Annotated in this window: 26 protein-coding genes, 2 pseudogenes and 1 other annotated feature; of the genes and pseudogenes, 18 read left to right on the top strand and 10 right to left on the bottom strand. The window is 41.9% G+C overall.

The genetic code is table 11. The annotated features are described in order from the left end of the window. Positions 1 to 152: 152 nt before the first annotated feature. Positions 153 to 346: pseudogene (locus Xets_RS24285) on the bottom strand (RNA-guided endonuclease TnpB family protein); the annotation flags it as partial. A gap of 20 nt (positions 347 to 366) precedes the next feature. Then, positions 367 to 507: pseudogene (locus Xets_RS07620) on the bottom strand (DUF2813 domain-containing protein); the annotation flags it as partial. Positions 508 to 727: 220 nt separating this feature from the next. Between Xets_RS07620 and Xets_RS07615 the strand changes: the two are divergent. The 5 genes from Xets_RS07615 to artM all read left to right on the top strand — a co-directional run bounded on the left by Xets_RS07615 (position 728) and on the right by artM (position 4,893). Further along, entirely contained in the window at positions 728 to 1,630 is a 903-nt protein-coding gene (locus Xets_RS07615; protein ID WP_187651389.1) for a lysine exporter LysO family protein, read from the top strand. A 239-nt stretch (positions 1,631 to 1,869) separates the two neighbouring features. Then, positions 1,870 to 2,598, top strand: a complete 729-nt coding sequence (gene artP / locus Xets_RS07610) for an arginine ABC transporter ATP-binding protein ArtP (RefSeq protein WP_187651388.1) — start codon at positions 1,870 to 1,872, stop codon at positions 2,596 to 2,598. Positions 2,599 to 2,755: 157 nt separating this feature from the next. Further along, positions 2,756 to 3,493, top strand: coding sequence for an arginine ABC transporter substrate-binding protein (artJ, locus tag Xets_RS07605; protein ID WP_187651387.1), 738 nt, complete (start codon positions 2,756 to 2,758; stop codon positions 3,491 to 3,493). 15 nt (positions 3,494 to 3,508) lie between these two features. After that, the gene (gene artQ, locus Xets_RS07600) at positions 3,509 to 4,225 is read left to right on the top strand and encodes an arginine ABC transporter permease ArtQ (protein WP_187651386.1); all 717 of its coding nucleotides are present in this window, start codon (positions 3,509 to 3,511) and stop codon (positions 4,223 to 4,225) included. Next, on the top strand, positions 4,225 to 4,893 hold the full coding sequence (gene artM / locus Xets_RS07595) for an arginine ABC transporter permease ArtM (RefSeq protein WP_099131978.1): 669 nt from the start codon (positions 4,225 to 4,227) through the stop codon (positions 4,891 to 4,893). The genes artQ and artM overlap by 1 nt, the downstream gene beginning before the upstream one ends. Positions 4,894 to 4,979: 86 nt before the next feature. Here the strand turns inward: artM and rlmC are convergent, their stop codons facing one another. The 3 genes from rlmC to Xets_RS07580 form a co-directional block, all read right to left on the bottom strand. After that, positions 4,980 to 6,113 carry a 23S rRNA (uracil(747)-C(5))-methyltransferase RlmC gene (gene rlmC / locus Xets_RS07590; RefSeq protein ID WP_099131959.1) on the bottom strand — a complete coding sequence of 378 codons (1,134 nt, stop codon included), beginning with the start codon at positions 6,111 to 6,113 and terminating at the stop codon, positions 4,980 to 4,982. A 25-nt stretch (positions 6,114 to 6,138) separates the two neighbouring features. Next, a complete protein-coding gene (locus tag Xets_RS07585) occupies positions 6,139 to 6,648 on the bottom strand; it encodes a YbjN domain-containing protein (RefSeq protein WP_099131958.1) in 510 nt (169 codons plus the stop codon). A gap of 83 nt (positions 6,649 to 6,731) precedes the next feature. Continuing rightward, positions 6,732 to 7,043, bottom strand: a complete 312-nt coding sequence (locus tag Xets_RS07580) for a YbjC family protein (protein WP_187651385.1) — start codon at positions 7,041 to 7,043, stop codon at positions 6,732 to 6,734. A 208-nt stretch (positions 7,044 to 7,251) separates the two neighbouring features. Here Xets_RS07580 and Xets_RS07575 point away from each other — a divergent pair, with 208 nt between their 5' ends. From Xets_RS07575 to Xets_RS07565, 3 genes are all read left to right on the top strand, one after another. After that, complete coding sequence (locus tag Xets_RS07575; RefSeq protein WP_047767481.1) at positions 7,252 to 7,515, top strand: GrxA family glutaredoxin; 264 nt, start codon at positions 7,252 to 7,254, stop codon at positions 7,513 to 7,515. 475 nt (positions 7,516 to 7,990) lie between these two features. Next, on the top strand, positions 7,991 to 8,599 hold the full coding sequence (gene ybjG, locus Xets_RS07570) for an undecaprenyl-diphosphate phosphatase (RefSeq protein ID WP_187651384.1): 609 nt from the start codon (positions 7,991 to 7,993) through the stop codon (positions 8,597 to 8,599). An 829-nt stretch (positions 8,600 to 9,428) separates the two neighbouring features. Beyond that, positions 9,429 to 10,736 (top strand): HAAAP family serine/threonine permease, encoded by a 1,308-nt coding sequence (locus Xets_RS07565; protein WP_099131955.1) that lies wholly within the window; start codon positions 9,429 to 9,431, stop codon positions 10,734 to 10,736. 89 nt (positions 10,737 to 10,825) lie between these two features. On the opposite strand, the gene Xets_RS07560 is transcribed toward Xets_RS07565, so the two are convergent. Then, the gene (locus Xets_RS07560) at positions 10,826 to 12,031 is read right to left on the bottom strand and encodes a serine hydrolase (RefSeq protein ID WP_187651383.1); all 1,206 of its coding nucleotides are present in this window, start codon (positions 12,029 to 12,031) and stop codon (positions 10,826 to 10,828) included. Between the two features lie 155 nt (positions 12,032 to 12,186). On the opposite strand from Xets_RS07560, the gene Xets_RS07555 reads away from it, so the two are divergent. After that, positions 12,187 to 12,807, top strand: coding sequence for a glutathione S-transferase family protein (locus tag Xets_RS07555; RefSeq protein WP_099131953.1), 621 nt, complete (start codon positions 12,187 to 12,189; stop codon positions 12,805 to 12,807). 19 nt (positions 12,808 to 12,826) lie between these two features. On the opposite strand, the gene Xets_RS07550 is transcribed toward Xets_RS07555, so the two are convergent. Continuing rightward, positions 12,827 to 13,666, bottom strand: coding sequence for an SDR family oxidoreductase (locus tag Xets_RS07550; RefSeq protein WP_167450605.1), 840 nt, complete (start codon positions 13,664 to 13,666; stop codon positions 12,827 to 12,829). A 334-nt stretch (positions 13,667 to 14,000) separates the two neighbouring features. Beyond that, positions 14,001 to 14,123, top strand: a sequence feature (His leader region). A gap of 56 nt (positions 14,124 to 14,179) precedes the next feature. Here Xets_RS07550 and hisG point away from each other — a divergent pair. From hisG to hisIE, 8 genes are read left to right on the top strand one after another with little or no spacing between them, the layout of a single operon-like run. Continuing rightward, positions 14,180 to 15,079 (top strand): ATP phosphoribosyltransferase, encoded by a 900-nt coding sequence (gene hisG, locus Xets_RS07545; protein WP_099131951.1) that lies wholly within the window; start codon positions 14,180 to 14,182, stop codon positions 15,077 to 15,079. 2 nt (positions 15,080 to 15,081) lie between these two features. Then, a complete protein-coding gene (gene hisD, locus Xets_RS07540) occupies positions 15,082 to 16,395 on the top strand; it encodes a histidinol dehydrogenase (RefSeq protein ID WP_167450589.1) in 1,314 nt (437 codons plus the stop codon). Between the two features lie 41 nt (positions 16,396 to 16,436). Next, positions 16,437 to 17,555: a histidinol-phosphate transaminase gene (gene hisC / locus Xets_RS07535; RefSeq protein WP_099131949.1), complete on the top strand. Its 1,119-nt coding sequence runs from the start codon at positions 16,437 to 16,439 to the stop codon at positions 17,553 to 17,555. Beyond that, entirely contained in the window at positions 17,552 to 18,634 is a 1,083-nt protein-coding gene (gene hisB, locus Xets_RS07530; protein ID WP_099131948.1) for a bifunctional histidinol-phosphatase/imidazoleglycerol-phosphate dehydratase HisB, read from the top strand. The genes hisC and hisB overlap by 4 nt, the downstream gene beginning before the upstream one ends. A gap of 24 nt (positions 18,635 to 18,658) precedes the next feature. Then, a complete protein-coding gene (hisH, locus tag Xets_RS07525; RefSeq protein ID WP_187651382.1) occupies positions 18,659 to 19,249 on the top strand; it encodes an imidazole glycerol phosphate synthase subunit HisH in 591 nt (196 codons plus the stop codon). A 4-nt stretch (positions 19,250 to 19,253) separates the two neighbouring features. Continuing rightward, a complete protein-coding gene (gene hisA, locus Xets_RS07520) occupies positions 19,254 to 19,991 on the top strand; it encodes a 1-(5-phosphoribosyl)-5-[(5-phosphoribosylamino)methylideneamino]imidazole-4-carboxamide isomerase (RefSeq protein ID WP_099131946.1) in 738 nt (245 codons plus the stop codon). Then, the gene (gene hisF / locus Xets_RS07515; RefSeq protein ID WP_099131945.1) at positions 19,973 to 20,749 is read left to right on the top strand and encodes an imidazole glycerol phosphate synthase subunit HisF; all 777 of its coding nucleotides are present in this window, start codon (positions 19,973 to 19,975) and stop codon (positions 20,747 to 20,749) included. The genes hisA and hisF overlap by 19 nt, the downstream gene beginning before the upstream one ends. Continuing rightward, a complete protein-coding gene (gene hisIE, locus Xets_RS07510; RefSeq protein ID WP_099131944.1) occupies positions 20,743 to 21,378 on the top strand; it encodes a bifunctional phosphoribosyl-AMP cyclohydrolase/phosphoribosyl-ATP diphosphatase HisIE in 636 nt (211 codons plus the stop codon). The genes hisF and hisIE overlap by 7 nt, the downstream gene beginning before the upstream one ends. Positions 21,379 to 21,594: 216 nt before the next feature. Here the strand turns inward: hisIE and Xets_RS07505 are convergent, their stop codons facing one another. Together Xets_RS07505 and Xets_RS07500 are read right to left on the bottom strand one after the other, a co-directional pair. Continuing rightward, a complete protein-coding gene (locus Xets_RS07505) occupies positions 21,595 to 22,680 on the bottom strand; it encodes a methyltransferase domain-containing protein (protein ID WP_255430576.1) in 1,086 nt (361 codons plus the stop codon). A gap of 88 nt (positions 22,681 to 22,768) precedes the next feature. Next, positions 22,769 to 23,773: a permease gene (locus tag Xets_RS07500; RefSeq protein ID WP_187651381.1), complete on the bottom strand. Its 1,005-nt coding sequence runs from the start codon at positions 23,771 to 23,773 to the stop codon at positions 22,769 to 22,771. 121 nt (positions 23,774 to 23,894) lie between these two features. Here Xets_RS07500 and Xets_RS07495 point away from each other — a divergent pair, with 121 nt between their 5' ends. Next, a complete protein-coding gene (locus Xets_RS07495; RefSeq protein ID WP_187651380.1) occupies positions 23,895 to 24,182 on the top strand; it encodes a helix-turn-helix transcriptional regulator in 288 nt (95 codons plus the stop codon). Positions 24,183 to 24,417: 235 nt separating this feature from the next. On the opposite strand, the gene yiaY is transcribed toward Xets_RS07495, so the two are convergent. Beyond that, positions 24,418 to 25,569, bottom strand: a complete 1,152-nt coding sequence (gene yiaY / locus Xets_RS07490) for an L-threonine dehydrogenase (RefSeq protein WP_099131940.1) — start codon at positions 25,567 to 25,569, stop codon at positions 24,418 to 24,420. Between the last annotated feature and the right edge of the window lie 124 nt (positions 25,570 to 25,693).

The following is a 25,693-nucleotide window of genomic DNA, read 5'->3' as shown; positions in this document are numbered from 1 at the left end:
CAGCATATTTGCTATTTTGTGATATGCATCACTAAAACCAACTCGGTACAAAAAATTCTCCATATCCAATGCAGGTAAAGCAGTTAATCGATTCCTATCGGTATCGCAGATTTGTTCCGCGAAACTTCTGGCCGTGGTGGCCGCATACTTTTTACCAGATCATCTTGTAGCGCGACTGAGTCAAACTGTTTAGCCTCGGGTATTTTCGAGACTTTTTCGCGCCAGCAAACAGGGCTTTAAGTCCTTTTTAAGATCCAACGTAACATTATGCTTGCGGTACATATGAGATTTAATATGCAGCGCCTTGTTATTTATACGCAAAACGGACTGCACCAAACTGAGCGATTAAAAAACCAGCTTATAAAATGACAGGGTATTAGTAAAGATGGCTAAAAGGCTGGATTTATCCCACGCATTTTCACCAATCAGAATCGTATTCTCGTCAAGTACCCGTGGTAATCGGTTTATCCCCCTAAAACCAGAAATTTCTACCCGTCCCAGAAACATACATTCCTCTCTTTTCCATACCGGATTTACTTAATTTTATTTATAACACCCGTTCTATTAGAGATTAAAAAATGCTTTGAGTTTCAGTATGTTTCCCTTTATCCTACTTGTTATTTTAGTGTGATTTTTTTGTTTCTGTATGTTTGCTGGCTTTTGTGCCTTGTTTTCGTTATTAAGATTAGATAAAAAGACGTTTTTTTATTGGATAAGGATGTGGATCATGTATTCAGGATTAATCATTATTCTCCTGCCTTTGGCTCTGGGCTACCTTATTCATCTGAATAATAAATCGATGCTAACTCTCGTGCATCAGCTACTCAATGTCATGGTCTATATCATTCTCATTCTGATGGGTATCCGCCTTGCTACGCTGGAAAACCTGGGCAATCATTTACTTTCTATCTTGCTGTATGCAACAACATTTTTCCTGTGCACCTTTATAATTAATATGCTAGCGCTGTTCCTCTTGGATAAACGAGATCCGTGGATTATTAATGCACATAAACAGGAAAAACCCCCTTCCCGATTACATATGGCTCTGGACTCCGTCAAATTATGTGGTGCATTAGTATTGGGATTTCTGATTGGATTAACAGGCTGGTCAGTGTTTCATTTTTCCAGCCGAGCCAGCGAAATTGCCTTGATTTTTTTACTCTTTCTAGTTGGAATTCAACTGCGCAATAACGGTATGAGCTTAAAACAAACACTGTTGAATCGCCGTGGTACGATTATCGCTATCGTGGTTGCCATTAGTTCTCTGTTAGGTGGTGTACTGGCTGCATTTTTACTGGGATTACCGACCAAAACCGGCCTTGCCATTGCATCAGGATACGGTTGGTATTCCCTCTCCGGTATTTTAATTTCCGACGCTTACGGGCCTGTGCTTGGTAGCACCGCATTTTTCAATGATTTAGCTCGTGAATTGGCATCCATCATACTTATTCCCATGCTAATAAATCGCTACCGTTCAACCGCATTGGGTTTAACAGGAGCAGCCTCAATTGACTTTACCTTACCGATCTTACAACGCTGTGGTGGTGTCAATATCGTACCGGTAGCCATCGTTCATGGTTTTATATTGAGCTTACTAACTCCTTTGTTCATCGCATTGTTTACCCAATAAATGGTTTACGCAATAAAAGCCATCCTGGTTTAGTGCGTAAACTGAATAAAAAAAATTTTCGATATAAAAATTAATCTACCCAACTAATATAAAAAGCAAAAAAAGATCTAAAAAATGCCGACAAATTGATTAGTTAACTAACCAATTCGATTAAAATAACAATTTTATGCAGATATCATTGCATAATTATGCTTATAGCATTAATATCGACCAGCCAATTAACTATTCATATTTTTCGTATGAGCATTCAATTAAAAAACATAAATTGTTTCTATGGTTCACATCAGGCTCTATTCGATATCAATTTTGAATGTACATCGGGAGAAACTGTCGTGTTGCTAGGGCCTAGTGGAGCTGGAAAGAGTTCTTTGCTGCGTGTTTTGAATTTACTGGAGCTGCCTCGTTCCGGGTTACTCAATGTGGCAACGCACCAATTTGATTTCAAACAGCAACCTAACCACAAAGAAATTCTCGCATTGCGCCAAAAAGTTGGCATGGTTTTCCAACAATACAATTTGTGGCCACACTTGACCGTGATGGATAATTTGATTGAAGCACCTTGCCGAGTATTGAAGCAATCTAAACAACAAGCACGGGAAAAAGCGGTCAAACTCCTTTCCCGACTTCGTTTGGGCGAATTCGCCAACCGTTTTCCATTGCACCTTTCCGGTGGGCAACAACAACGGGTTGCCATTGCACGTGCATTAATGATGGAACCTCAGATTCTATTGTTTGATGAACCCACTGCTGCACTCGATCCTGAAATCACTTCTCAAGTCATTGACATTATTAAAGAGCTGGCAGAAACCGGTATCACTCAGATTATAGTGACTCATGAAGTGGAATTTGCTCGCAAAACAGCAAGCCAAGTTGTATATATGGAACAAGGACACATTCTTGAAAAAGGTGATGCAACTCATTTTATGCATCCTCAGACAGAATCCTTTGCTCACTATTTATCACACTGAAATACCATACAGGATCTATAAACTCGACAGATTTCAAACTACTACATTCCTGTAAGGTAGCAGATTGAAAGATGAAGTAGATATATCGATAGTTGATTACAAAATAAACATCAAAGCAGTTATCAACCATAAAATTCATAAACAACAGGATATTGCTATGAAGAAATTATTGTTTGCAGCCCTATTGAGTGTAGTGACCTTGTCAGCAACCGCAGCAGAGAAAGCAACGCTCCGTTTTGCGACAGAAGCAACCTACCCTCCATTTGAATTTATTGATGCAAATAATCAGATTCAAGGATTCGACGTCGATTTGGCGAATGCCATATGTGCAAAGCTCAACGCAGGATGTACATTCACCAACCAGGCTTTCGATAGCCTCATTCCCAGCTTAAAATTCCGTCGTGTTGATGTTTTGATGGCGGGTATCGACATCACACCGGATCGGAAAAAACAAGTTGATTTCACCCAAACCTACTATGATAACTCTGCCATTTTCGTTGCTATCAAAGGGAAGTTTGCTCAAGTTGCCGATCTCAAAGGTAAACAAGTCGGTACCCAGAATGGTACTACACACCAGAAGTATTTGATGGAGCAACATAACGAGCTGAAAACCGTACCTTATGACAGCTACCAAAATGCAATCCTTGATTTAAAAAATGGTCGTATTGATGCGTTGTTTGGTGATACTGCTGTCGTCAATGAATGGCTAAAAAAGAATAAAGAGTTAAGCACAGTTGGCGATAAGGTAACAGACAAAAACTATTTTGGTATCGGTTTGGGTATTGCAGTTCGCAAAGGTAATACTGAGTTGCTGGATAAACTGAACAAAGCATTAACGGAAGTTAAACAAGATGGTACTTACGATACCATCTACAAAAAATGGTTTAAACAATAAACTCAATTCTTTCTAATGAATGAACTTCACACTTTAATCAATGCCGCCGGAGTCACCGTCGGCCTCGCCATTTCCTCGCTTGTTGTCGGTTTAGTTCTGGCAATGTTTTTTGCTGCGTGGGAATCCATTCGCTGGAAACCCATTGCTTTTTTAGGCTCCTGTTGGGTTACCTTGATCAGGGGATTGCCTGAAATTTTAGTTGTTCTCTTCATCTATTTTGGCAGTTCCCAACTCCTCATTACGCTGTCGGAAGGTTTTGATATCAATCTCATTGTTTGGCACTTTAGAATACAGATGGAAATTGACAACTTTGATGTCAGTCCTTTTCTGTGCGGTGTTATTGCCCTGTCTCTGCTCTATTCTGCTTATGCTTCACAAACACTGAGGGGAGCATTAAAAGCGGTTCCAATAGGGCAATGGGAAGCGGGCCAAGCGCTGGGGTTAAGCCAAAGTCATACCTTTTTTCGCTTGATTATGCCTCAAATGTGGCGCCATGCTCTACCAGGGCTTGGTAATCAATGGCTGGTTTTATTAAAAGACACTGCCCTGGTTTCGTTAATCAGCGTTAATGATCTGATGTTACAAACAAAAAGTATCGCTACCCGAACTCAGGAGCCGTTCACATGGTATATAATTGTTGCTGTGATCTATCTGATAATCACCCTGATCAGCCAATTTATTCTCAAACAGCTTGAAATACGCGCCACCCATTTTGAACGGAGTGCTTCATGATGTTTGAATATATCAAGGAAATTTTACCCGGCTTGCAAACCAGCCTCAGTTTGACTTTCTCAGCATTGCTGGCGGCATTCACACTATCCATTGTCTTGACCATGATTCTGACAATGAAACTGCCTGTACTTTCTCAATTGGTAAGAGGCTATATCACACTATTTACCGGAACCCCGCTCCTCGTTCAGTTCTTCTTAATTTACTATGGGCCGGGGCAATTTCCATCGCTCAAAGAATATCCGTGGTTCTGGCAACTTATGTCAGAGCCGTGGCTATGTGCAATGGTTACACTTACGTTGAATAGTGCAGCCTACTCAACCCTGCTATTTTACGGGGCTGTTAAAGCAATTCCTGCCGGACAATGGCAATCTTGCCAGGCCCTCGGTATGTCCAAAGTGCATTCTATGCGCATCTTGTTACCTTATGCTCTTAAGCGAGCACTCTCTTCCTATTCCAATGAAGTCGTGCTGATTTTCAAGAGCACTTCACTAGCCAGTACCATCACCTTATTAGACATCATGGGGTACAGCCAGCTTCAATTTGGGCGTAGTTATGATGCAACAATATTTATTGCCGCAGGTATTATTTACCTCTGTATAAATGGCCTTTTGACACTGCTGATGCGTATAATTGAACAGCGGGCCTTATCATTTGAACATCGCAATTAATCAGCATTCACACTTAATTATCTGATTTTACCTTTCCCACCCGTGATAACTTATCGTTATCACGGAGTAACCAAGATATAAAGTTGTTAGTTTACATTAAGAACTAACAGTGCCAATGTTTCATAATGTTCGGTATGAGGAAACATATCGAATAACTGTACTTTTTCTATTCGGTATTGTTTAAGCATAGTGATATCTTCCGCCATCGTCTGAGCATTACAGCTCGAATAGAGAACAAATTTAGGTGCCATCCGGCTAAGATATTCACATAGTTCTTTACCAATTCCTCTTCTAGGAGGGTTTACCAGTACTAACTCAGGTATTTGTGATTTATCAAGGGCAAAATGAGTAGAGTCCAATGCCTGAAAATCCACCTGCTCCAATCCCAGGCTTTTGGCAGAACTTTTAGCACAACTAATTGCTTCAGCACTGATCTCAATCCCTGTCAATCGGGTCTTTTTATCTGCACAATGCAGACCAAAACCGCCAGCACCGCAAAACAGATCCCACATATTGTTAATGTCTAATTCCCTAACCCAACGCCCTGCTGTTGCATACAGCTCTGAGGCGATATCTGGATTTGTCTGGAAAAAACTACGCGGGCGGATGTACAACGGAATGCCGTTAAAAGTTTCCTGTAACATCTTACGTTCGGTAAAAATGATTTCCTTCTCACCTTCCAGAATCGCCATATGGGTTGGCTGAATATTAGCGGAAATCACTGTTGCTTGAGGCAATTGTTCCTTCAGCCAAGGCAAAGCCTGCTCTAATTGGGCCCGTTTTGTTTCCGAACGCAAGACAAAGCGCAGCATTATTTCGCCATTAGCGCGACTTTCCGTCAGAAGAATATATTTTAATTCCCCTTTCCGACGTTCAACGTTGTACGGAACCAAACCAGCTTTGGCGATAAATGTTTTTATGACTGCAAATACCGTCTGAAAGTATTTTGGATACAGCGGACAGTCACAAAGATCTACCGTTCTGCCATCACGATGCAACATACCAAGCAATGGACGTTCAACACTGCCACTGACTACCATCTTGGCCTTATTACGGAACTCACTTGTTTTGCTGGTTACTGGTGACAACCAATGTACTACTGATCCTTTCTGTAAAAGTTGCTTTAAATGTTGTTGTTTATCAGATAATTGCTGTGAATAGGACTTATCGAGCCACTGGCAAGAGTGACAATGCCCCGCGGTATACTGCGCACATTGCATCGTAAAAAACCGTATCAAAAAAATATTAGTGCAAAGTAAATGTTGATGTTTTCGTTGAAGTTAAGGATTCTTCATCTTCAACTTCCATCTCACTTTCCATATCATTATTGACATAGAGAAGATTATTGCTGTGAATTTCAAAAATCACATTCGCAATTTGTTCTTCACCCTGCTGCATAAAATTGGAGAATTGTCTGAAAGTCATTCCAGCAGCAATGGAAAAAGCCTGGCAAACAATCAACTTAGGCAAGTTTTCATCCTGAACATCGATAAATGCCTTCACAGTAAGAGAACAAGCATTAATCTGACTCAAATTAGCAACCAATGGAATTATCGCAGTTGGCCTGACTTCGGCCAAAGCAGAAAGCAATACTACATCACCCAACAGATCGATCTTGGCATCAAACAAGCCATCAATATTCTGCATATGAGGCAAATGCAAAACTGTGCCTGAATCATTCTCAAAATAAGAGATCTTGAGCTGTTCAAGCCACGTGCACAAAATTGACAAATCGGGAATAACCATAGAATCCATCGAATTAACCTCATATGACCGAGAAGTTACACATGCTACCTAAGGGGACTTCCCAGCAAGCAGCCGCATGTACAATAATTAATCTATTTTGTTTTTTCATCATCAGTGACAATCTGATGGTTTTTATCTGCTTTCTTATGATCAATTCCCAAAAAGGAAAGATTATAGACTGCACGCCAGATAATATGGATAGCTGCAGGTATCAAGCAACCGATACCCAATAAAATCATAGCAATGTGTGCTTCTGTCGTCATTAGTAAAGGTGATAGAATTATGCTATCAGTTATTGACAAGTAAGCCAGAACCAGCAGCCCCACACCCAACATTTCCAATAAAATAATTAGTTTAGGCATATCAGCCAATGAGTGCATCTCTTTTGATGGGTTCATTTTCATTTTTTGACCTGTTCCAGCCTAAAAATAGAATTTCCATTACTTAACAGATTTCTGTTACTGGGTAAGTCTATCATACCTGAATCCCGCTTATTGGCAGGACTAATTACAACAAAAGGCAATTCCTGCTTTTTTTTGTTAATACTTACAGGCATAGTAACTCCAGATGACATTCTATGAAGTTCATGATCATTACCACTAAGGAGTTTGTATGTACACTGTCATTTTTGGCCGCCCTGGTTGTCCTTACTGCGTTCGCGCCAAAGAACTCGCTGAAAAACTAAAAAAAGTGCGCGACGACTTTGATTATCGCTATGTCGATATCTGGGCTGAAAACATCACCAAAAACGACTTATCAAAAACGGTGGGCAAACCTGTTGAGACTGTTCCCCAGATCTTCATTGACGAGAAACATATCGGTGGCTGTACAGATTTTGAAGCTTATGCTAAAGACAATCTGGAACTGTACCAATAATCGAACCCAATAATTAGTTATAAAAACAGTCGTCAAAAAAAGCCGCTATCCAGCCGGAAACCGTCCTTCTACTGGATAGCGGGTGCCTTAACCATATTGCCATTCGAAAAATTCCACCTTCTTGAAAAAATTTTGCGATTTTTTTCTCTAAGGATGAGAACTTTCACATCATAATGCAGTCTTAATTATTGCCACTGCTTTTCTTTGATGTCCCCATATTGAGGAGCCCGATAGTCATCCACTTTGGTTAAAGACTATCGGGTTTTTTGTTAGTTACGAGTGACTTGCAAGATAGCGATTATCTTTCATTATTATTGCAATCCCTATATTATTTACTCATGCAACATCAACAAACATTAAATAAAATCATGAATCAATGTAATTCGCTTTTTTATGTAAAATTATTATTGTTAACAATGAGTTGATAAAATAAAATCACCCTGTTTACGTAAATATCTCGCTTGTGAGGCTGACTTTGCTAGAACAACTTAACCACAATTTGTTTACTTTTATCAATGCAACCCCAGATTCACCACCAGCAATGATCTCGCTTGCCATCTTTATAGCGAAATATTGCGTATTTATTTATCCCATCACATTGGTCATTTACTGGCTTTGGGGGAAAGAAAGAGCCATCACATCTCAACGCATCGTTGTCAGTAAATCTTGCATTGCTTTTGCCTTTGGCATTGCGACCTCCTATATCATCGGGGTAACCGTTCCACATGCCCGGCCATTTGTCGAAGGTTTTGGCTATAATTTTCTCTACCATGCTCCTACAGAATCTTTTCCCAGCAACCACGGCACAGCCGTCTTTACTTTTGCTCTGGCATTTATATTTTGGCACCGCGTTTGGTCAGGCTTATCTCTGATGGTCATCGCCTGTGCCATTGCCTGGTCTCGTGTCTATGTGGGCGTTCACTGGCCAATCGACATGATTGGGGCATTTTTAGTCAGCCTGTTAGGATGTGCTTTTTCCCAAATATTTTGGAGCCAATACGGAGAGTATTTACAAAGCAAACTTACCCGACTCTATCAATTTTGCTGTGCATTTTTTATCAAAAAAGGGTGGGTAAAAAATTAATCAAATGTGAATATGCACTGGTCATATATCTCTATATGGCTGGTGTGACTGATATCCATAAAAAAAGCATGGTATTATTTTGTTCAAGAAATTTTTTAACATTTATTCTACTCTTCATAGTAGCTTTAAATATCAGAATAAAATCCTTCGTTATATTTAACAATATATAACTATAAAATGATTACTATTACTTCATAAACACAGAGTTAAAGAACAAATTTCACACACAACAATTGATTATCCTTAAAACGCTTATTAAAGCATAATCAATACTAAACACTTTTTCATTTAAAAAATGAATACCATATACAATGAAGGAAATTTTTTCTTATTTATCAGTATATTAATAGAAAAATATTACAAATAGAGATATATCAAGATAAGAATATTGGCATTTATAATTCAATTTCAGGTTATTCAAACATCAAACAAGAAAATATCATTAACATGTGAATATGGTTAAGCAATAAACCGGATAAATATTAGAATTTAAAATAAAAATAATGATACATTCTTTAACAAAATTTGCATTTTATTTTACTTAATATTTAATCAACATTTCCATGAATATTTTTAACAATTTTCCTTTTCTATATAAATCTTGCAATTGCGAGAGTGATCACGGTACATTTCACTGAAAATAACTATATTTCCCCTACCAAAAGTCTGGGGTTAAGTTTTTTGGATGTAGTAATAAAAACGTTTAGATAAACACCAACGCAATATCTGACAACTTATTATTCATATAAAATCCAACTCGCACATTTAATTAATGTGCGGGTTTAGTAGTTTTTAAATTTTACTTTACCGCGTTATTTCGGAGATACTTATGGACACATCTCAAGCAGGTTCGATAGCATCCTCTGCTTCCAGCAAAAGCAATCACACTACCTGGCGTAAATCAGACACAGTATGGATGCTGGGATTATATGGCACAGCGATTGGTGCCGGCGTTTTGTTTCTTCCCATCAATGCAGGTATTGGTGGTTTAATTCCACTCATTATCATGGCAATTCTTGCCCTTCCCATGACATTTTTTGCACATCGTGGAATGTGCCGTTTTGTTTTATCTGGTAAAAGCAGTGGTGATGATATCACCGGCGTGGTAGAAGAACATTTTGGTAAAGTGGCTGGCTTTCTGATCACCGTCCTCTATTTTTTTGCTATTTACCCTATTCTGCTCGTATACAGTGTTGCACTGACCAACACAGTAGAGAGCTTTCTTGTAAATCAGCTACAGATAGATGCTCCACCACGTGCATTGCTGGCATTGGTATTGCTTCTGGGTGTGATGAGCATCATCCGTTTCGGCGAGAAAGCCATCGTTAAGGCTATGAGTGTATTGGTATTCCCATTCGTCACCGTTTTGATGCTGTTGGCCTTGTACTTAATTCCTCACTGGAACACTACCATTTTCGATAGCCTGTCACAGGACAGTATCATGTCTGTCACAAGCAATAACGGCTTGCTATTTACCTTGTGGCTGGCAATCCCTGTTATGGTTTTCTCTTTTAACCATTCCCCCATCATCTCAGCATTCGCAGTTGCAAAACGTGAAGAATATGGTGAGCATGCAGAGAAAAAATGTTCACGCATTCTGGCCTATGCCCATATCATGATGGTACTGACAGTCATGTTCTTTGTTTTCAGTTGCGTACTGAGCTTGTCACCGGAAAATTTGGCAGAAGCAAAAGCACAGAACATCACTATTCTGTCCTACCTGGCTAACCACTTCCGTGTACCAACTATTGAGTATATTGCGCCATTTATCGCTTTTATTGCTATAACCAAGTCTTTCCTCGGTCACTATCTGGGCGCCCGCGAAGGCTTTAACGGCATTGTGAACAAAGCAATGATGAACACGCGCGGCAAGACTGTTCAGCACAAAACGCTGAATCGTATCACTAGCCTCTTTATGCTGGTCAGTGCCTGGCTCGTCGCGACACTTAACCCAAGCATCCTGAACATCATCGAATCATTAGGTGGGCCAATTATTGCGATGATCCTGTTTATCATGCCAATGTATGCAATCAAAAAAGTTCCAGCTATGCGCAAATATGCAGGTAAACCAAGCAATATTTTTGTCATTGTGACCGGTTCAATTGCTATTTCAGCAGCAATTTACTCAGTCATGTAATCAAAATCCATGAGCTGCTTTCTTCGTTGGTAGCATTTCAAAGAATGCCAGTCATCAAAAGATCGACTGGCGTTTTTTTCATCTAGATGTTAACCGAAGATCGAATTAAACCAACCACTGACCGTTTTTACAACGAAATCCCACATACGTCCAAAGAAACCGCTTTCTTCCACCGCTTCTTTAACAACCAGTGGACGCTGGTCAATAATCTTATCATTCAGCAGAAAGTTCACCGTACCTACCACTTGGTTATGAGCTAATGGTGCCTCAAGCGAGGTATTATCCAGAGTAAAGCTCGCTTTCAAATTCCCTACTTGCCCACGGGGAACTACCACGGAAGCATCTTTCTTCACTCCCAACGCGACTTCTGGACGAGTCCCATACCATACTTTCTCCGTCACCAAAGTATCACTGGCCTTCAACGGTGTCGCCGATTCATAAAAACGAAATCCCCATGACAAAAGTTTTTCACTGTCAGAAAAACGTACGCGATCACTAGGTGCACCCAATACTACTGAAATCAAACGCATTGGTCCTTCAGTTGCCGATGCAACAAGATTATAGCCAGCGCCGCTGGTGTGTCCGGTTTTGATACCATCCACATTCATGTTCTTATTCCACAACAGACGATTGCGATTAGGCTGGCGGATATTGTTAAAAGTGAACACTTTTTCTTTATTCAGGGCGTACTCTTCCGGCACATCACGGATCATGGCCTGACTTAAAAGCGCCATATCATAGGCAGTACTATATTGCCCTGCTGCATCCAAACCATGCACTGTCTTGAAATGAGTGTTTGTCAATTTTAGTGTTTCTGAGTACTTATTCATCAAATCAACGAAAGCGTCCTGACTGCCTGCAACATAATCTGCAAGTGCAATACTGGCGTCATTACCGGATTGGATAACAACACCGCGGTTCAGATCAATCACCTTAACCCTGTCACCCGGTTTCAAAAACATTAGCGAAGATCCCTTAAGTATTGGATTCCCTGTAGCCCAGGCATCTTTGCCAACCGTTACCATATCTTCTGTAGAAATTTTCCCTGACTTGATCGCTTGTCCTACGACATAGCTGGTCATTATCTTCGTCAAGCTGGCAGGATCTAACCGCTCATCCGCGTTATTTGAGGCCAGGATTTTTCCACTGGCATAATCTATCAACACATAGGCTTTTGCATCAATTTCAGGCGCTGCGGGCTGTTCCATTGCATATACACTGATATTCGTCAACCAAAAAACACCCAAGCCAAAAGTAAAAGATTTAATTATCGGTATCTGCTGTCTTTTTTTCATTATCGCTCACCCTTTTTCTCTACTAAAACTCTATTAATATAGGATGTTATGAAAGAAGACTCCAACCCAATAACGTAAAGATTTTTCTGTTATTCAACGGGTTTTATTGTCATATTATCAATTGTTAAAAATGTACTGATATTAAGGAGAAAATAATGTTGACAATTTGGGGCCGTAAAAATTCATCAAACGTGAAAAAAGTGCTTTGGTGTCTGGAAGAGCTAAATGTGCCATATCAACAAATGGATGTTGGTGGAAAATTTGGCAAACTCAACGATCCTGAATACCTGCGTATGAACCCCAATGCAGTTATTCCTTGTTTACAAGAAGACGATTTTATCTTATGGGAATCCAATGCAATTGTTCGTTACATTGCTGCAAAATTTGGCAAAGACAGTCTTTACCCAGCCGATCTTCAAGAAAGAGCCAGTGTTGAGAAGTGGATGGACTGGGTAGGCTGCAACCTCTTCCCTCCTATTAAACAATTTATGATTAGCTTTATCAGAACACCAGTAGATCAACGTGACCCTAAGATCATCGCCCAAGCTTTAGTCGAGATTGAAAAATTACTGAAAATTGTCAATGACACCCTAAACAATCAACAGTACCTTTCCGGTGACAAATTTGGTATGGCTGATATTGCCCTGGCACCACTGGCCTACTTATGGTTAAACGTAGAAATAGAGCGCCCGTCTCTGCCAAATTTAGAGCGTTGGTATCAATTGCTGACCGAAAGACCCGCTTTCAGAAAGATTGTTATGATAGAAATAAGCTGAGATTTTACCTGGCATTTCATTAACTCATTGGCATTCTGCCGGGATCTGGGAACTGATACTCAAACTCTAGTTCCCGACAGATGCGGCTACCATCAACGATTTTCTCTACCTTACTTTCGATTTCTGCACTTTCTGACTGTAAAAATTCTGGCGGCGTCAGATCGAGCTGGCGACTGGCTGACTGATAAAACTCTGCTCTTTTCGGGTGTATTGGTGCACACAAATTAAAAAGATGTCCACCTTCCGGTTGTTGAATAAGAAGCTTAATAGCAGAAATGGTATCGTCTTGATGTACCAAATTGACCGCACTTTCTCCTCCGCTGAGTGCCTTCTTTCCAGCGAGAAAACGCCCTGCATGACGCCCATTGCCTACCAATCCGGCCAGACGTAAGATATCGACCGATGTATTAGGTAATTGATGCAGCCAGTTTTCCAACTCAACCAGGGCCTTGGCTGACTCAGTTTCGGGGCACACGGACTCATCTTCATTGAGATAACCAACAGATGAACCATAAACTGAAGTAGAACTGGTGAAAATAATCCGTGGAACCGAATACGAAAGTGCAGTATCAACAACCAGTTGTACTGCTTTTACATATTCCTTCCCACCACCAGCAACACCACTAACAGGCAATGTCAAAATCAGCACATCAACAGACATCAGTTGATTAAGATCATCTGCATCGCAAACAATCTGAGGCTCCAAATTTAGTTGGTAACAATCTAGTCCACACATACAAGCCGCTTCAACACCATCTGGTGTTGTTTTACTACCAACGACCTGCATTCCCTCGCTTTGTAGTGCTTGTGCCAATGGCATTCCTAACCAACCTAATCCAATAATGGAAACTTTTCTCACCATCCCCTCCTAAAAGCGATACTATTTTGATTCTTAGGCCATTATGTGACCACAGCTAACATTACTCACCTATTTGTCTAATAGCAACTAAACACATTTAATATTAAAAACAACATGTTAATACAAAAAAACATCTTCTTTAAAAAAAAGTTTGCTTTTTATACACAAGATCGTATAGGTTAAACAACAAGCAACCGATCCTTAATCATAAACATAGCGTTACATACAGCCATTATTTATTTAGTACAGCACATTTCTTATATAAAACCTTTTATAGAAAACTACTTTGTAGAAAAAATAGAGAACTCGTATATATGAACCGTATTCAATTTAACCACCACCACCATCATCCTGACTAGTCTTTCAGGCTGCTGTGTGCTGGAAGACATTTAACCCGTCTTCCGGTGGAATGAATACGATAAAAAACCCTCGGAAGATCTTCCGAGGGTTTTTTTATGTCTGATTTCTGCGAATTAATTACTGACTAAATCTTGAGATAGGACAAAACATAACATGCTAGATAAAACACGCTTACGTATAGCCATTCAAAAATCAGGCCGTTTGAGTGATGACTCCAGAACTTTACTGGCGAGTTGCGGCATCAAAATTAACTTACAGCAACAACGCCTGATCGCATTCGCTGAAAATATGCCTATCGACATTCTGCGTGTCCGCGATGATGATATTCCGGGTCTGGTGATGGATGGAGTTGTCGATCTGGGCATTATTGGGGAAAACGTACTTGAAGAAGAGCTACTCACTCGCCAGGCACAAGGAGAAGAGCCTCGCTATCTGACATTGCGCCGCCTCGATTTTGGCGACTGTCGGCTTTCCCTGGCAATGCCTTTTGATTGCAATTATACCAACGTGGAATGCCTGCAAGATGCCCGTATCGCAACCTCTTACCCGCACTTATTGAAACGTTATTTAGACCAAAAAGGCATTCTCTTCAAATCTTGTCTTCTCAATGGTTCAGTCGAAGTTGCCCCCCGTGCAGGGCTTGCAGACGCTATCTGCGATTTAGTTTCCACCGGTGCCACGTTGGAAGCCAATGGCTTGCGGGAAGTAGAAGTTATTTATCGCTCAAAAGCCTGTTTGATCCAGCGTGATGGAGAGATGCCAGAAGCCAAACAACAGCTTATTGACAAATTGATGCTCCGCATCCAAGGCGTCATTCAGGCACGCGAATCCAAATACATCATGCTTCATGCTCCTAGCGACAAATTGGAAGAGATTATATCCCTGCTACCAGGCGCAGAACGCCCCACTATCTTACCACTGGCAGGAGCACAAAATCGTGTAGCCATGCATATGGTCAGTAGTGAAACCCTTTTCTGGGAAACGATGGAGAAACTTAAGGCATTAGGTGCCAGTTCTATTTTGGTTCTGCCAATTGAAAAAATGATGGAGTAACCTTGATGAACACTAATTTTAAAACCATCATTCGCTGGCAATCATGTACGCCAGAACAACAAAAAATATTGCTGACCCGTCCGGCTATTGCCGCATCAGACGATATTGCCGTCACAGTGAAACAGATTCTGGCAACAGTAAAAACACGGGGCGACCAGGCATTACAAGAGTTCAGCCAACGCTTCGACAAAACAACTGTTGAAACCATCCAAATCTCAGCCAATGAAGTGGATACAGCCACCGCTCGCCTGACTCCAAAAATCAAGCAGGCGATGCAACAGGCTATGAACAATATCCGTCAATTCCATGAGGCACAAAAACCAGCAGAAGTTGACGTCGAAACACTACCAGGAGTTCGCTGCCAACAAGTTACGCGCCCAATAGATTCTGTTGGACTCTATATTCCCGGTGGCTCAGCTCCCCTGCCGTCAACGGTATTAATGTTAGGTACACCAGCCAACATTGCAGGCTGCCGTAAAGTTATCTTGTGTTCTCCTCCCCCTATTGCCGATGAAATACTCTATGCTGCGCAACTGTGTGGGATCAGCGAAATATTTCAAATCGGTGGTGCCCAGGCGATTGCCGCAATGGCATTCGGAACTGAATCCATTCCTAAAGTAGACAAAATTTTTGGTCCCGGAAATGCGTGGGTAACAGAAGCCAAACGTCAGGTCAGCCAACAGATTGACGGAGCTGCGATCGACATGCCCGCAGGCCCATCCGAAGTTCTTGTTATTGCTGACAGCGGAGCCAATCCTGTATTTACGGCAGCAGACCTGCTTTCACAAGCAGAACACGGCCCTGATTCCCAAGTGATACTGCTAACCCCTGATGAAAATTTAGCTAAAAAGGTTATCCATGAAATTGAAACCCAACTTATAGCCTTGCCACGTCAGCAGATCGCAATCCAGGCTTTGCAAGCCAGCCGGATAATCATTGCTAAAGATCTCGACCAGTGCGTGACAATCAGCAACCAATATGGTCCAGAACATTTGATCATTCAAACTCGTCAGCCTGAGCAATTACTTGAGCAGATTACTAGCGCCGGTTCTATTTTTCTTGGTGATTGGTCACCTGAATCCGCCGGAGATTACGCTTCCGGCACCAATCACGTTCTGCCTACCTACGGCTATACTTCAACCTATTCCAGCCTCGGTCTGGCTGATTTCCTGAAAAGAATGACCGTCCAGCGGCTCACTCCACAAGGATTACAAAAACTCGCCCCCACTATCGAAACACTGGCACAGGCAGAACAACTTATTGCGCACAAAAATGCTGTTACGTTACGTATGACAGCCTTGAATAACGCAGACTGAGAACCACGGGGTCTGATAACCATAAAAATTAAGGAACAATCATGAGTACGGTTTTTGATATCAATTCATTGGCAAGAGAAAACGTTCGCAAATTAGTCCCTTATATGTCTGCCCGCCGTCTGGGTGGTCGTGGTAATATTTGGTTAAATGCGAATGAATACCCCATCGCACCCAATTTCCAACTTACCGAACATACGCTCAACCGCTACCCTGAATGCCAACCAACAACAGTCATTCAACGTTATGCCAATTATGCTGGCCTGCAACCGGAGCAAGTTCTTGTCAGCCGTGGAGCAGATGAATCAATCGAACTGCTCATTCGAGTTTTTTGCGAGCCAGGGCGCGATGCTGTACTGTTTTGCCCTCCAACCTATGGCATGTACAGCGTTAGTGCCGAAACCTTCGGTGTAGAGCAGAAAAAAATCCCTGCCAGCGCCGACTGGCAACCTGATATTGCCGCTATCAAAAGTAATCTGGATCGCGTCAAGCTGATCTATATCTGTAGTCCCAACAATCCAACAGGCAACCTGATTGATCCTGAGATATTACGCCAGATCCTTGAATTAGCCCGTAACCGTGCCATCGTTGCTATTGACGAAGCCTACATCGAATTTTGCCCACAACACACAACTACCCATGCTACCACCCGTTGGCTGCAAGACTATCCCCACTTAGTTATTTTGCGAACTCTCTCGAAAGCTTTTGCTTTGGCTGGATTACGTTGTGGATTTACGCTGGCCTCTGCCGATATCATCGCACTGATGTTAAAAGTGATTGCGCCTTATCCACTGGCGACGCCTGTTGCTGATATCGCTGCACAAGCACTCACTGAAGCAGGTATTGAAATAATGAGAAATCGGGTGGCAGAGATCGCCAACAATAGGGCTTATCTCCAGCAAACTCTCAGTAACTTAGCGTTGGTTGAAAACGTGTTTCCAAGCGAAACCAACTATATTTTGGTGAAATTTACTAATGCAGAGCTTGTATTCAAAACGCTATGGGAACAAGGGATCATCTTACGCGACCAGCGTAAACAACCAGGATTAGCGAATTGCCTGCGCATTACCATCGGCAACCGGAATGAATGTGAACAGTTAGTTTGTGCCATTAGTGCGCTTGCCAACCAACCTCAACAAATCAAGGAAACTGAAAATCCATGAGCCAGAAAATGCTTTTTATTGACCGCGATGGAACATTGATCACCGAGCCACCCAGTGATTATCAAGTTGATCGCCTTGATAAATTGGCCTTTGAAATCGGTGTGATCCCTGCCTTACTAGCCCTGCAAAAAGCCGATTATAAGTTAGTGATGATCACTAATCAGGACGGGTTAGGTACGGTCAGTTTTCCACAAGCAGATTTTGAGCCACCCCATGCCTTGATGATGCAAATTTTTACCTCACAAGGTATCCATTTTGAAGAGGTGCTAATTTGCCCACACAAACCAGAAGATAATTGCCACTGCCGTAAACCCAAACTTGGGTTAGTACAAAAATATCTGGCAGACAATGTTATCGATACTACCAACAGTTATGTCATCGGTGATCGGGAAACCGATCTGCAATTAGCCCAAAACATGGGGATCAAGGGCATTCGCTACCAACCCGAATCACTAGGATGGTCGGCCATTTGTGAACAATTGATCGGCAAAAAATTGACCCATAAAAATCGCCATGCTCATGTTGAAAGAAAAACCAAAGAAACCGCTATCAATATTGAAATTTGGCTGGATCGTGAAGGAGAAAGTCGCATCAATACAGGCGTCGGTTTTTTCGATCACATGCTAGATCAAATCGCAACTCACGGCGGCTTCCGCATGAATATCCAAGTCAAAGGTGATCTCCATATTGACGATCATCATACGGTTGAAGATACCGGTCTCGCACTGGGAGAAGCTTTAAAGCAAGCATTGGGGAATAAACGCGGCATTGCCAGATTTGGCTTTATGCTACCAATGGATGAGTGCCTTGCTCGCTGTGCCCTGGATATTTCCGGTCGTCCACATCTTGAATATAAAGCTGAATTTAAACACCAGCGGGTTGGAGATTTGAGTACAGAAATGATCGAACATTTTTTCCGTTCCCTCTCTTACACCATGGGATGCACTTTGCACCTAAAAACCAAAGGCAAGAACGATCACCATCGGGCAGAAAGCCTGTTTAAAGTCTTTGGTCGAACTTTGCGACAAGCCATTCGCGTAGAAGGCAATATTTTGCCGAGTTCCAAAGGTGTTTTATAGGAAAGGCGATAAAAGGAAGCCACGATGAACGTTGTTATTCTCGATACAGGCTGCGCTAACCTCGCTTCTGTTACCTATGCCATCCGTCGCTTAGGTTATGAGCCAACGGTGAGTTTAGACGCGGATATTGTTCAAGCAGCCGATAAACTCTTTCTACCGGGAGTGGGTACGGCGACTGCCGCGATGACACAACTTGAACAACGGCAATTAATTCCCTTGATTAATTCTCTTACCCAACCCGTATTAGGTATCTGTCTCGGTATGCAATTACTAGCCCGTGTCAGTGAAGAAGGAGATAACATCCCTCTATTGCAGCTCATTGACGCGCCTGTCAAAAAAATGATGACCGCAGATCTGCCATTGCCACATATGGGCTGGAATCAAGTGCACGCGCAGACAGGTAATCCACTGTTTCGCCATATTGCAGATAACTCCCGTTTCTATTTTGTTCACAGTTATGCCCTGCCTGTCGGTGAATATACAATTGCCCAAACTGAATATGGCAATACATTTAGTAGTGCCATTGCAAAAGACAATTTCTTCGGAGTGCAATTCCATCCTGAACGTTCAGGGGCAGCAGGTGCACAGCTACTCAAAAACTTTTTGGAGATGTAATCACATGATCATACCTGCATTAGATTTAATCGATGGCAATGTGGTGCGTTTACATCAGGGAGATTATGACCAACGTCGGGATTATGGCAACTCTCCACTCTCTCGCTTACAGCAATATGAACAGGAAGGTGCTAAGTTACTGCATTTAGTGGATCTGACTGGTGCAAAAGATCCTGCCAAACGCCAAATTGTCCTCTTAAAAGCGCTATTGGCAGGCGTTACTGTGCCCGTTCAAGTTGGCGGTGGAATTCGTTCAGAGGCAGATATAAAAACACTGCTTGAAGCAGGTGCAAGCCGAGTTGTCATTGGTTCCACTGCCATTACACGGCCCGAATTAGTCAAACAATGGTTGCAAAACCACGGGGCAGAGGCAATTGTGCTGGCACTGGACGTCCGCATCAATGCAGATGGGATAAAACAAGTCGCCATTAGCGGTTGGCAAGAAAACAGCAACACTACCCTTGAATATGTTATTGAACAATATCTCCCTGTTGGACTAAAACATGTTTTATGTACCGATATTTCCCGTGATGGCACATTAAACGGATCTAATATTGTGCTCTATCAAGAAATCAGCCAGCAATATCCGCAAATCCAATTTCAAGCTTCTGGTGGTATTGGTAGTCTCACCGATATCTCTCTCCTGCCTGCTTCTGGTGTGGCAGGTGTCATTGTCGGGCGCGCATTACTGGAAAGAAAATTTACCCTGACGGAGGCTATTCAATGTTGGCAAAACGCATAATTCCCTGTCTGGATGTCCGTGATGGACAAGTCGTCAAAGGCGTACAATTCCGTAACCATGAAATTATCGGTGATATTGTTCCTCTCGCACAGCGTTATGCTCAGGAGGGGGCTGACGAATTAGTATTTTACGATATTACTGCTTCCTCCGATGGCCGTGTGGTAGATAAAAGCTGGGTGGCAAAAGTCGCTGAAGTTATCGACATCCCTTTCTGCGTAGCCGGTGGTATTAAAACCGTCGAAGAAGCGGGACAAATTTTAGCATTCGGTGCAGATAAAATTTCCATTAACTCCCCAGCTCTGGCTGATCCAGGTTTAATTAACCGTCTGGCTGATCGCTACGGTGTGCAATGTGTCGTAGTGGGTATTGATACATGGTTTGATGAGAATACGAACAGTTATCAAGTTTACCAATTTACAGGGGATGAAAAACGCACAGCCGTAACACACTGGCAAACATTGGATTGGATCAAAGAAGTCCAACTACGCGGTGCGGGTGAAATCGTCCTGAATATGATGAACCAGGATGGTGTCCGTAATGGTTATGATATTACCCAACTGAAATTAGTGCGTGATGTCTGTTCTGTACCATTAATTGCGTCTGGAGGCGCTGGAGCACCGGAACATTTCCTCGATGCTTTTCAATTGGCAAAGGTTGATGGTGCTTTGGCTGCCTCGGTTTTTCACAAGCAGATCATTAATATCAGTGAACTTAAACAATATCTTGCTACACAGGGTATCGAGGTTAGAACATGCTGACAGCACGACAATTAACAACCCAAGAAATTGAGAAACTGAATTGGAAAAAAGTGGATAATCTGATGCCCATCATCGTCCAACATGCCACCTCAGGAACCGTGTTAATGATGGGTTACATGAATCAGGAGGCACTGAATGTTACGCTTAATTCTGGCAAAGTAACCTTTTTTTCCCGCACTAAACAGCGATTATGGACAAAAGGCGAAAGCTCCGGCCACTTTCTGAATCTGGTCGATATTTATCCCGACTGTGACAACGACACCCTGCTAGCCTTAGTCGAGCCTATTGGCCCCACTTGTCATAAAGGCAGTGAAAGCTGTTTTGCTCCTGCGCAAACTGAATGGGGTTTTCTCTATGAATTGGAACAATTATTGGCAAGCCGAAAAAATGCCTCGCCAGACAGTTCCTATACGGCTCGTTTATATGCCAGCGGCACAAAACGCATCGCCCAAAAAGTGGGCGAAGAAGGCATCGAGACCGCATTAGCAGCGACAGTCAATGATCGAGAAGAGTTGACTAACGAAGCCGCAGATTTGCTCTATCATCTGCTGGTTTTACTCCAGGATCAAAAGCTCGATCTCAGTAGCATCATCCGCCAATTGCGGCAGCGGCACTCAGCCAAGGAATAATTTTCGGTACAGGAATAATGGCCTAGAAAAATAACAGCCACTTCGCCAAGCTATATGTGCGAAGTGGCTTCTCACTGCCCTATTAGATAACCTGTTATATCTGAGATAGGATGTCACAACAATAATAATGTGGCTATTCAAATTCTACTACTCAAAACACCTAAGCAAATTGTAAATCCATTGTCAGTGATAATTAGAGAATTCTATTTACTCTGTTTAGCAGCAACAACCACCTGGTGCGCTTATGGGAACCTCAACTGAGACAGCAGAATTGCTTGAAGCTGTTCCACAGTTAAAAATTCCATAATGTATATGGCCTTCACCAATCACATTAAATAAGTTATGGTATCGACTTTTACAAATGATATCTGCCATATTCCGGCATACTGGCACCGCTTTCCCTGTTTCAAATACATGTTCTTGATCAAACATAAAGCGAATAGGGGAATCAGGGAGATTACCTCTGTATATAGCGACTTGACCATAATCTTCGCAACTATCTTCTAGATCAATCTTAAATAACCTAAGAGTCATTGAATATAGTCTTGCACCACCCAGCTTTTCTTCAATGGATTTGTTGCTAATAGTCTTTAGATTGCTTGCAACAATTCGTATATCCCGAAAACCTGCATCACGCGCTATTCGCACAAAGTCGCCATAATACAATACATCACCAATACATTCTCCAATCAGCAATGGATCATTTTTCAACTCTTGGGAGAGTCTGCGATCAGAGAAAATATCAGCAAAATAAATTTCTCCACCAGGTTTGAGCAACCGGACCATGCCCTGAAGCACATCAGATTTTGCAGCAGCTAAGTTAATGACACAATTGGAGACTATGACATCAACATTATTCTGCGGTAAATTGAGTAGATCCAAGGATTCAATATTACCGTGTATAAAATGTACATTACTTTCGCTATAACCATAGGCTTCTCGGTGATATTCGATGTAACTCTTGGCAAATTCAATTTGCTTAAGAGTCGTATCTACACCGATAACTTTCCCTTCTGGCCCTACCAGCTTAGATAAAATGAAGCAATCTCTCCCGCTACCGCAACCTAAATCCAACACGGTTGATCCAGCCAGTAAAGGAGGAAAAGGAGTACCACAGCCATAAAAACGCTGCTGCACATCTGGGTGGATTGCCTTTAATATAGCTTTGATCTCGTCAGAAGGTGGTTCATCTACAGTACAAACATTAGTTACCAGGTCTTCCTTGCTCGAAAGCGTTGTACCGTAGTAATTTTGTACATTTTCAACTCGCTGAGACAACTGTTGTTCTTTAGTTTTCATCATTCTATTCCTATAATCTCAAATAAAACCCAACCTTAGTCCTGACATAATTCTAATAACGATCGACCTAATACGTTTATTTGATGAACATTCAGAAAAATAGTAAAGCCGCGTAACCTGCTATCATTGCCATCGCAAGGATAACAGCGACAAAGGCCGCCAAAAGCTTAAATGTGAACAAGGAGCGTAATAAAATTAGCTCGGTCAGGCTGGCGCCAGCACCACCGATAATTAACGCCAGAATCGCTCCGACACTGACCCCTTTCGTCATCAAAGCTGCTGAAAGCGGTATCAAAGCTTCGGCACGAAGATATAGTGGTATCCCAATGACAGCAGCAACTGGGATAGCAAAAGGATTATCTGAGCCAGCATATTTTTCAAGCAGACTAGTAGGAACATAGCCATAAATCACACTACCTATTGCTATGCCGATGAATAAATAAGGTAATACATTCTTAAAATCTGCCCAAGCTTCCTGCCACAGACCGCTATACTTACTTTTTGGACGAACCGCTTTAGTGGTTTGGTTATCGCAGCAACCTGTAGATTGCGTGATCATCTGGGTAGCAGAACAACAGGGAGCTGCCATTGCTTCACAACTGTTTGATACCGCTGGCTTAACGTCACAACTACTCTTAGAAACTCCGCAACTAGATGTCTCTTCGTGGCGTACATAACGTTCAAATCCCAATATTTGTAGCAACCATCCGGCACCCAATGACACCAGAAAGGCAGAGAGTACGTAAATAGCTGTTAGCATCAGACCAAAAGTAGCAACAAATAATACAACGATGATGGGATTCAATAGTGGGGAAGAAAATAAAAATACCATCATTGGACCAAAACCAGCTTTGGCACGAATTAACCCTTTCAACATAGGAATAGTCGAACAACTACAGAAAGGAGTGATAGATCCGAGGACAGCAGCCAGAAAATATCCCCTTTTCCGGTTAGCACTCAGTAACGCTTCCACCTTGGATGGAGGTATATGCCGCTGGAGAATACCAACCAACAAACTGATACCAATAAACAAGGCTGATAACTCTATGGCGAGGAAGACAAACATGTTTAGGGTTTCTTGTAATTGAGAAGACATACCAGATCCTTAATATATCTATATTTCTAGTAGTATGGAAATATTAAGGATGATAGATTGCCATTGCAATTTCTGTCAAGTATATTTCTAGAAACATAGAATTTTGGATTTAGAGACGCGTATGAAACACGAAGAAGTCGCAGAAAGTCTGGCGGAACTGGGGAATTGTCACCGATTAGCTGTATTCCGGTTTTTAGTTAAGGCTGGCCATAAAGGAGCCTCGGTAGGGGAAATTCAGAAAGCTTTAGATATTCCCCCTTCAACACTGTCACATCATCTCAACCGTATGGTGAAGGTCGGACTAATTCGTCAAGAGAAACACAGCCGTACTATCGTATGTATACCTGATTATCAGCACTTGGGAAATCTGATCAACTTCTTACAAGAAGAATGTTGCGTAGGGATTTAACTCGAACACTTCACCGAACAATCATATGGATTATGTAAAGCATAATGGTGATAGTAGAAGATAATATTTTCATCCGGTATATGAAATAAAGCCACAGTAGACCTGAAAGGAAGAACATGGCATTTCGTTAAGACATATTTCAACCCACTGACAAATCCCGTAGAAAATAATGAGGCTTGTCAGTGGATCGTGATGTGACTAGAACATTCAGTGATTAAAACCACGACTCAGTGAATCACATTGCTGCCTTAAAGATAACAACGATTTCTTCATGTGATGCCTGAATGGGATTGGTGAAACCACAGGCATCTTTCAACGCATTAGTTGCTAATATTGGCAAATCTTCCTCTTTTACATTCAATTCAGACAAACCTGATGGAATATTCACATCTTTTGCCAATTCACTGATTGCATGGATACAAGCTTCAGCACCTTGCGTATCATTTAAAGCTCCAACCTCAACGCCCATAGCCGCCGCAATATCTCTCAAACGAGCAGCAGAAACTTTTGCATTGAATCTCTGTACATGTGGCAATAAAACCGCATTGCAGACACCGTGTGGCAAATCATAAAATCCACCTAACTGGTGTGCCATGGCATGGACATATCCCAAAGAGGCATTATTGAATGCCATGCCAGCCAAGAATTGGGCATAAGCCATATTCTCACGCGCTTCCATATCATTACCATCTTCAACCGCACGGCGCAAATAATTGCTAATCATTGTCACCGCTTTCAAGGCGCAAGCATCAGTAATGGGGTTTGCCGCCGTAGAGACATAAGCCTCAATCGCATGAGTCAATGCATCCATTCCTGTTGCAGCGGTCAATCCTTTTGGCATCCCTGCCATCAGGACAGAATCATTGACTGACAAAATAGGCGTTACATTTTTATCCACAATGGCCATTTTGATATGACGTTCAACATCCGTAATAATACAGAAACGCGTCATTTCAGAAGCTGTTCCCGCAGTAGTATTGATGGCAATCAGAGGTAGCTGTGGTTTAGCCGAACGATCAACCCCTTCATAATCACGAATATCTCCGCCATTAGCTGCCACCAGCGCAATACCTTTGGCACAGTCATGCGGTGAACCACCACCTAAAGAGATCACACAATCACAGTTATGCTGGCGCAGGATCTCCAAACCTTCCCCAACATTAATCGTAGTTGGATTTGGATTTGTTCCATCATAAATTGCACTTTTTATCCCAACATCTGCCAGCAAAGCCTGAACTTTTCCAACAACACCAATCTCGTTTAACACGCGGTCAGTGACAATCAAAGCCTGTCTGTAGCCATAATTTTTCATTAATTCTACAGCTTCAGTCATGCATCCCATACCGATTTTATTCACTGGTGGGATAAAGAAAGTTGATGCTGCCATTTGAAACTCCTTAGATTTTACTGAAGTATTCCAAATCTTAGTGTAAAAAACTGGAATTACAATGTGACACTTATCTACCCCAGTAATGTTGACCAGAATCAATAATTGCTGATGCAAGACGGAA

Origin of the sequence: Xenorhabdus sp. TS4, from assembly GCF_014467265.1 — a bacterium.
Taxonomy (GTDB): domain Bacteria; phylum Pseudomonadota; class Gammaproteobacteria; order Enterobacterales; family Enterobacteriaceae; genus Xenorhabdus; species Xenorhabdus ehlersii.
The sequence above is the reverse complement of the archived record's forward strand: the minus strand, read 5'-3'. Positions and strand labels throughout refer to the sequence as shown.

Excerpts from the sequence above, each read along its gene's own strand:
- hisF (WP_099131945.1), top strand. The coding sequence starts at position 19,973 with ATGTTGGCAAAACGCATAATTCCCTGTCTGGATGTCCGTGATGGACAA.
- Xets_RS07505 (WP_255430576.1), bottom strand. The coding sequence starts at position 22,680 with ATGATGAAAACTAAAGAACAACAGTTGTCTCAGCGAGTTGAAAATGTA.
- artJ (WP_187651387.1), top strand. The coding sequence starts at position 2,756 with ATGAAGAAATTATTGTTTGCAGCCCTATTGAGTGTAGTGACCTTGTCA.
- rlmC (WP_099131959.1), bottom strand. The coding sequence starts at position 6,113 with ATGCAATGTGCGCAGTATACCGCGGGGCATTGTCACTCTTGCCAGTGG.
- hisIE (WP_099131944.1), top strand. The coding sequence starts at position 20,743 with ATGCTGACAGCACGACAATTAACAACCCAAGAAATTGAGAAACTGAAT.
- hisH (WP_187651382.1), top strand. The coding sequence starts at position 18,659 with ATGAACGTTGTTATTCTCGATACAGGCTGCGCTAACCTCGCTTCTGTT.
- hisA (WP_099131946.1), top strand. The coding sequence starts at position 19,254 with ATGATCATACCTGCATTAGATTTAATCGATGGCAATGTGGTGCGTTTA.
- Xets_RS07555 (WP_099131953.1), top strand. The coding sequence starts at position 12,187 with ATGTTGACAATTTGGGGCCGTAAAAATTCATCAAACGTGAAAAAAGTG.
- Xets_RS07560 (WP_187651383.1), bottom strand. The coding sequence starts at position 12,031 with ATGAAAAAAAGACAGCAGATACCGATAATTAAATCTTTTACTTTTGGC.
- hisC (WP_099131949.1), top strand. The coding sequence starts at position 16,437 with ATGAGTACGGTTTTTGATATCAATTCATTGGCAAGAGAAAACGTTCGC.
- hisB (WP_099131948.1), top strand. The coding sequence starts at position 17,552 with ATGAGCCAGAAAATGCTTTTTATTGACCGCGATGGAACATTGATCACC.
- Xets_RS07495 (WP_187651380.1), top strand. The coding sequence starts at position 23,895 with ATGAAACACGAAGAAGTCGCAGAAAGTCTGGCGGAACTGGGGAATTGT.
- Xets_RS07585 (WP_099131958.1), bottom strand. The coding sequence starts at position 6,648 with ATGGATTCTATGGTTATTCCCGATTTGTCAATTTTGTGCACGTGGCTT.
- yiaY (WP_099131940.1), bottom strand. The coding sequence starts at position 25,569 with ATGGCAGCATCAACTTTCTTTATCCCACCAGTGAATAAAATCGGTATG.
- Xets_RS07615 (WP_187651389.1), top strand. The coding sequence starts at position 728 with ATGTATTCAGGATTAATCATTATTCTCCTGCCTTTGGCTCTGGGCTAC.
- artP (WP_187651388.1), top strand. The coding sequence starts at position 1,870 with ATGAGCATTCAATTAAAAAACATAAATTGTTTCTATGGTTCACATCAG.
- artM (WP_099131978.1), top strand. The coding sequence starts at position 4,225 with ATGTTTGAATATATCAAGGAAATTTTACCCGGCTTGCAAACCAGCCTC.
- Xets_RS07580 (WP_187651385.1), bottom strand. The coding sequence starts at position 7,043 with ATGAAAATGAACCCATCAAAAGAGATGCACTCATTGGCTGATATGCCT.
- hisG (WP_099131951.1), top strand. The coding sequence starts at position 14,180 with ATGCTAGATAAAACACGCTTACGTATAGCCATTCAAAAATCAGGCCGT.
- artQ (WP_187651386.1), top strand. The coding sequence starts at position 3,509 with ATGAATGAACTTCACACTTTAATCAATGCCGCCGGAGTCACCGTCGGC.
- Xets_RS07565 (WP_099131955.1), top strand. The coding sequence starts at position 9,429 with ATGGACACATCTCAAGCAGGTTCGATAGCATCCTCTGCTTCCAGCAAA.
- Xets_RS07575 (WP_047767481.1), top strand. The coding sequence starts at position 7,252 with ATGTACACTGTCATTTTTGGCCGCCCTGGTTGTCCTTACTGCGTTCGC.
- Xets_RS07500 (WP_187651381.1), bottom strand. The coding sequence starts at position 23,773 with ATGTCTTCTCAATTACAAGAAACCCTAAACATGTTTGTCTTCCTCGCC.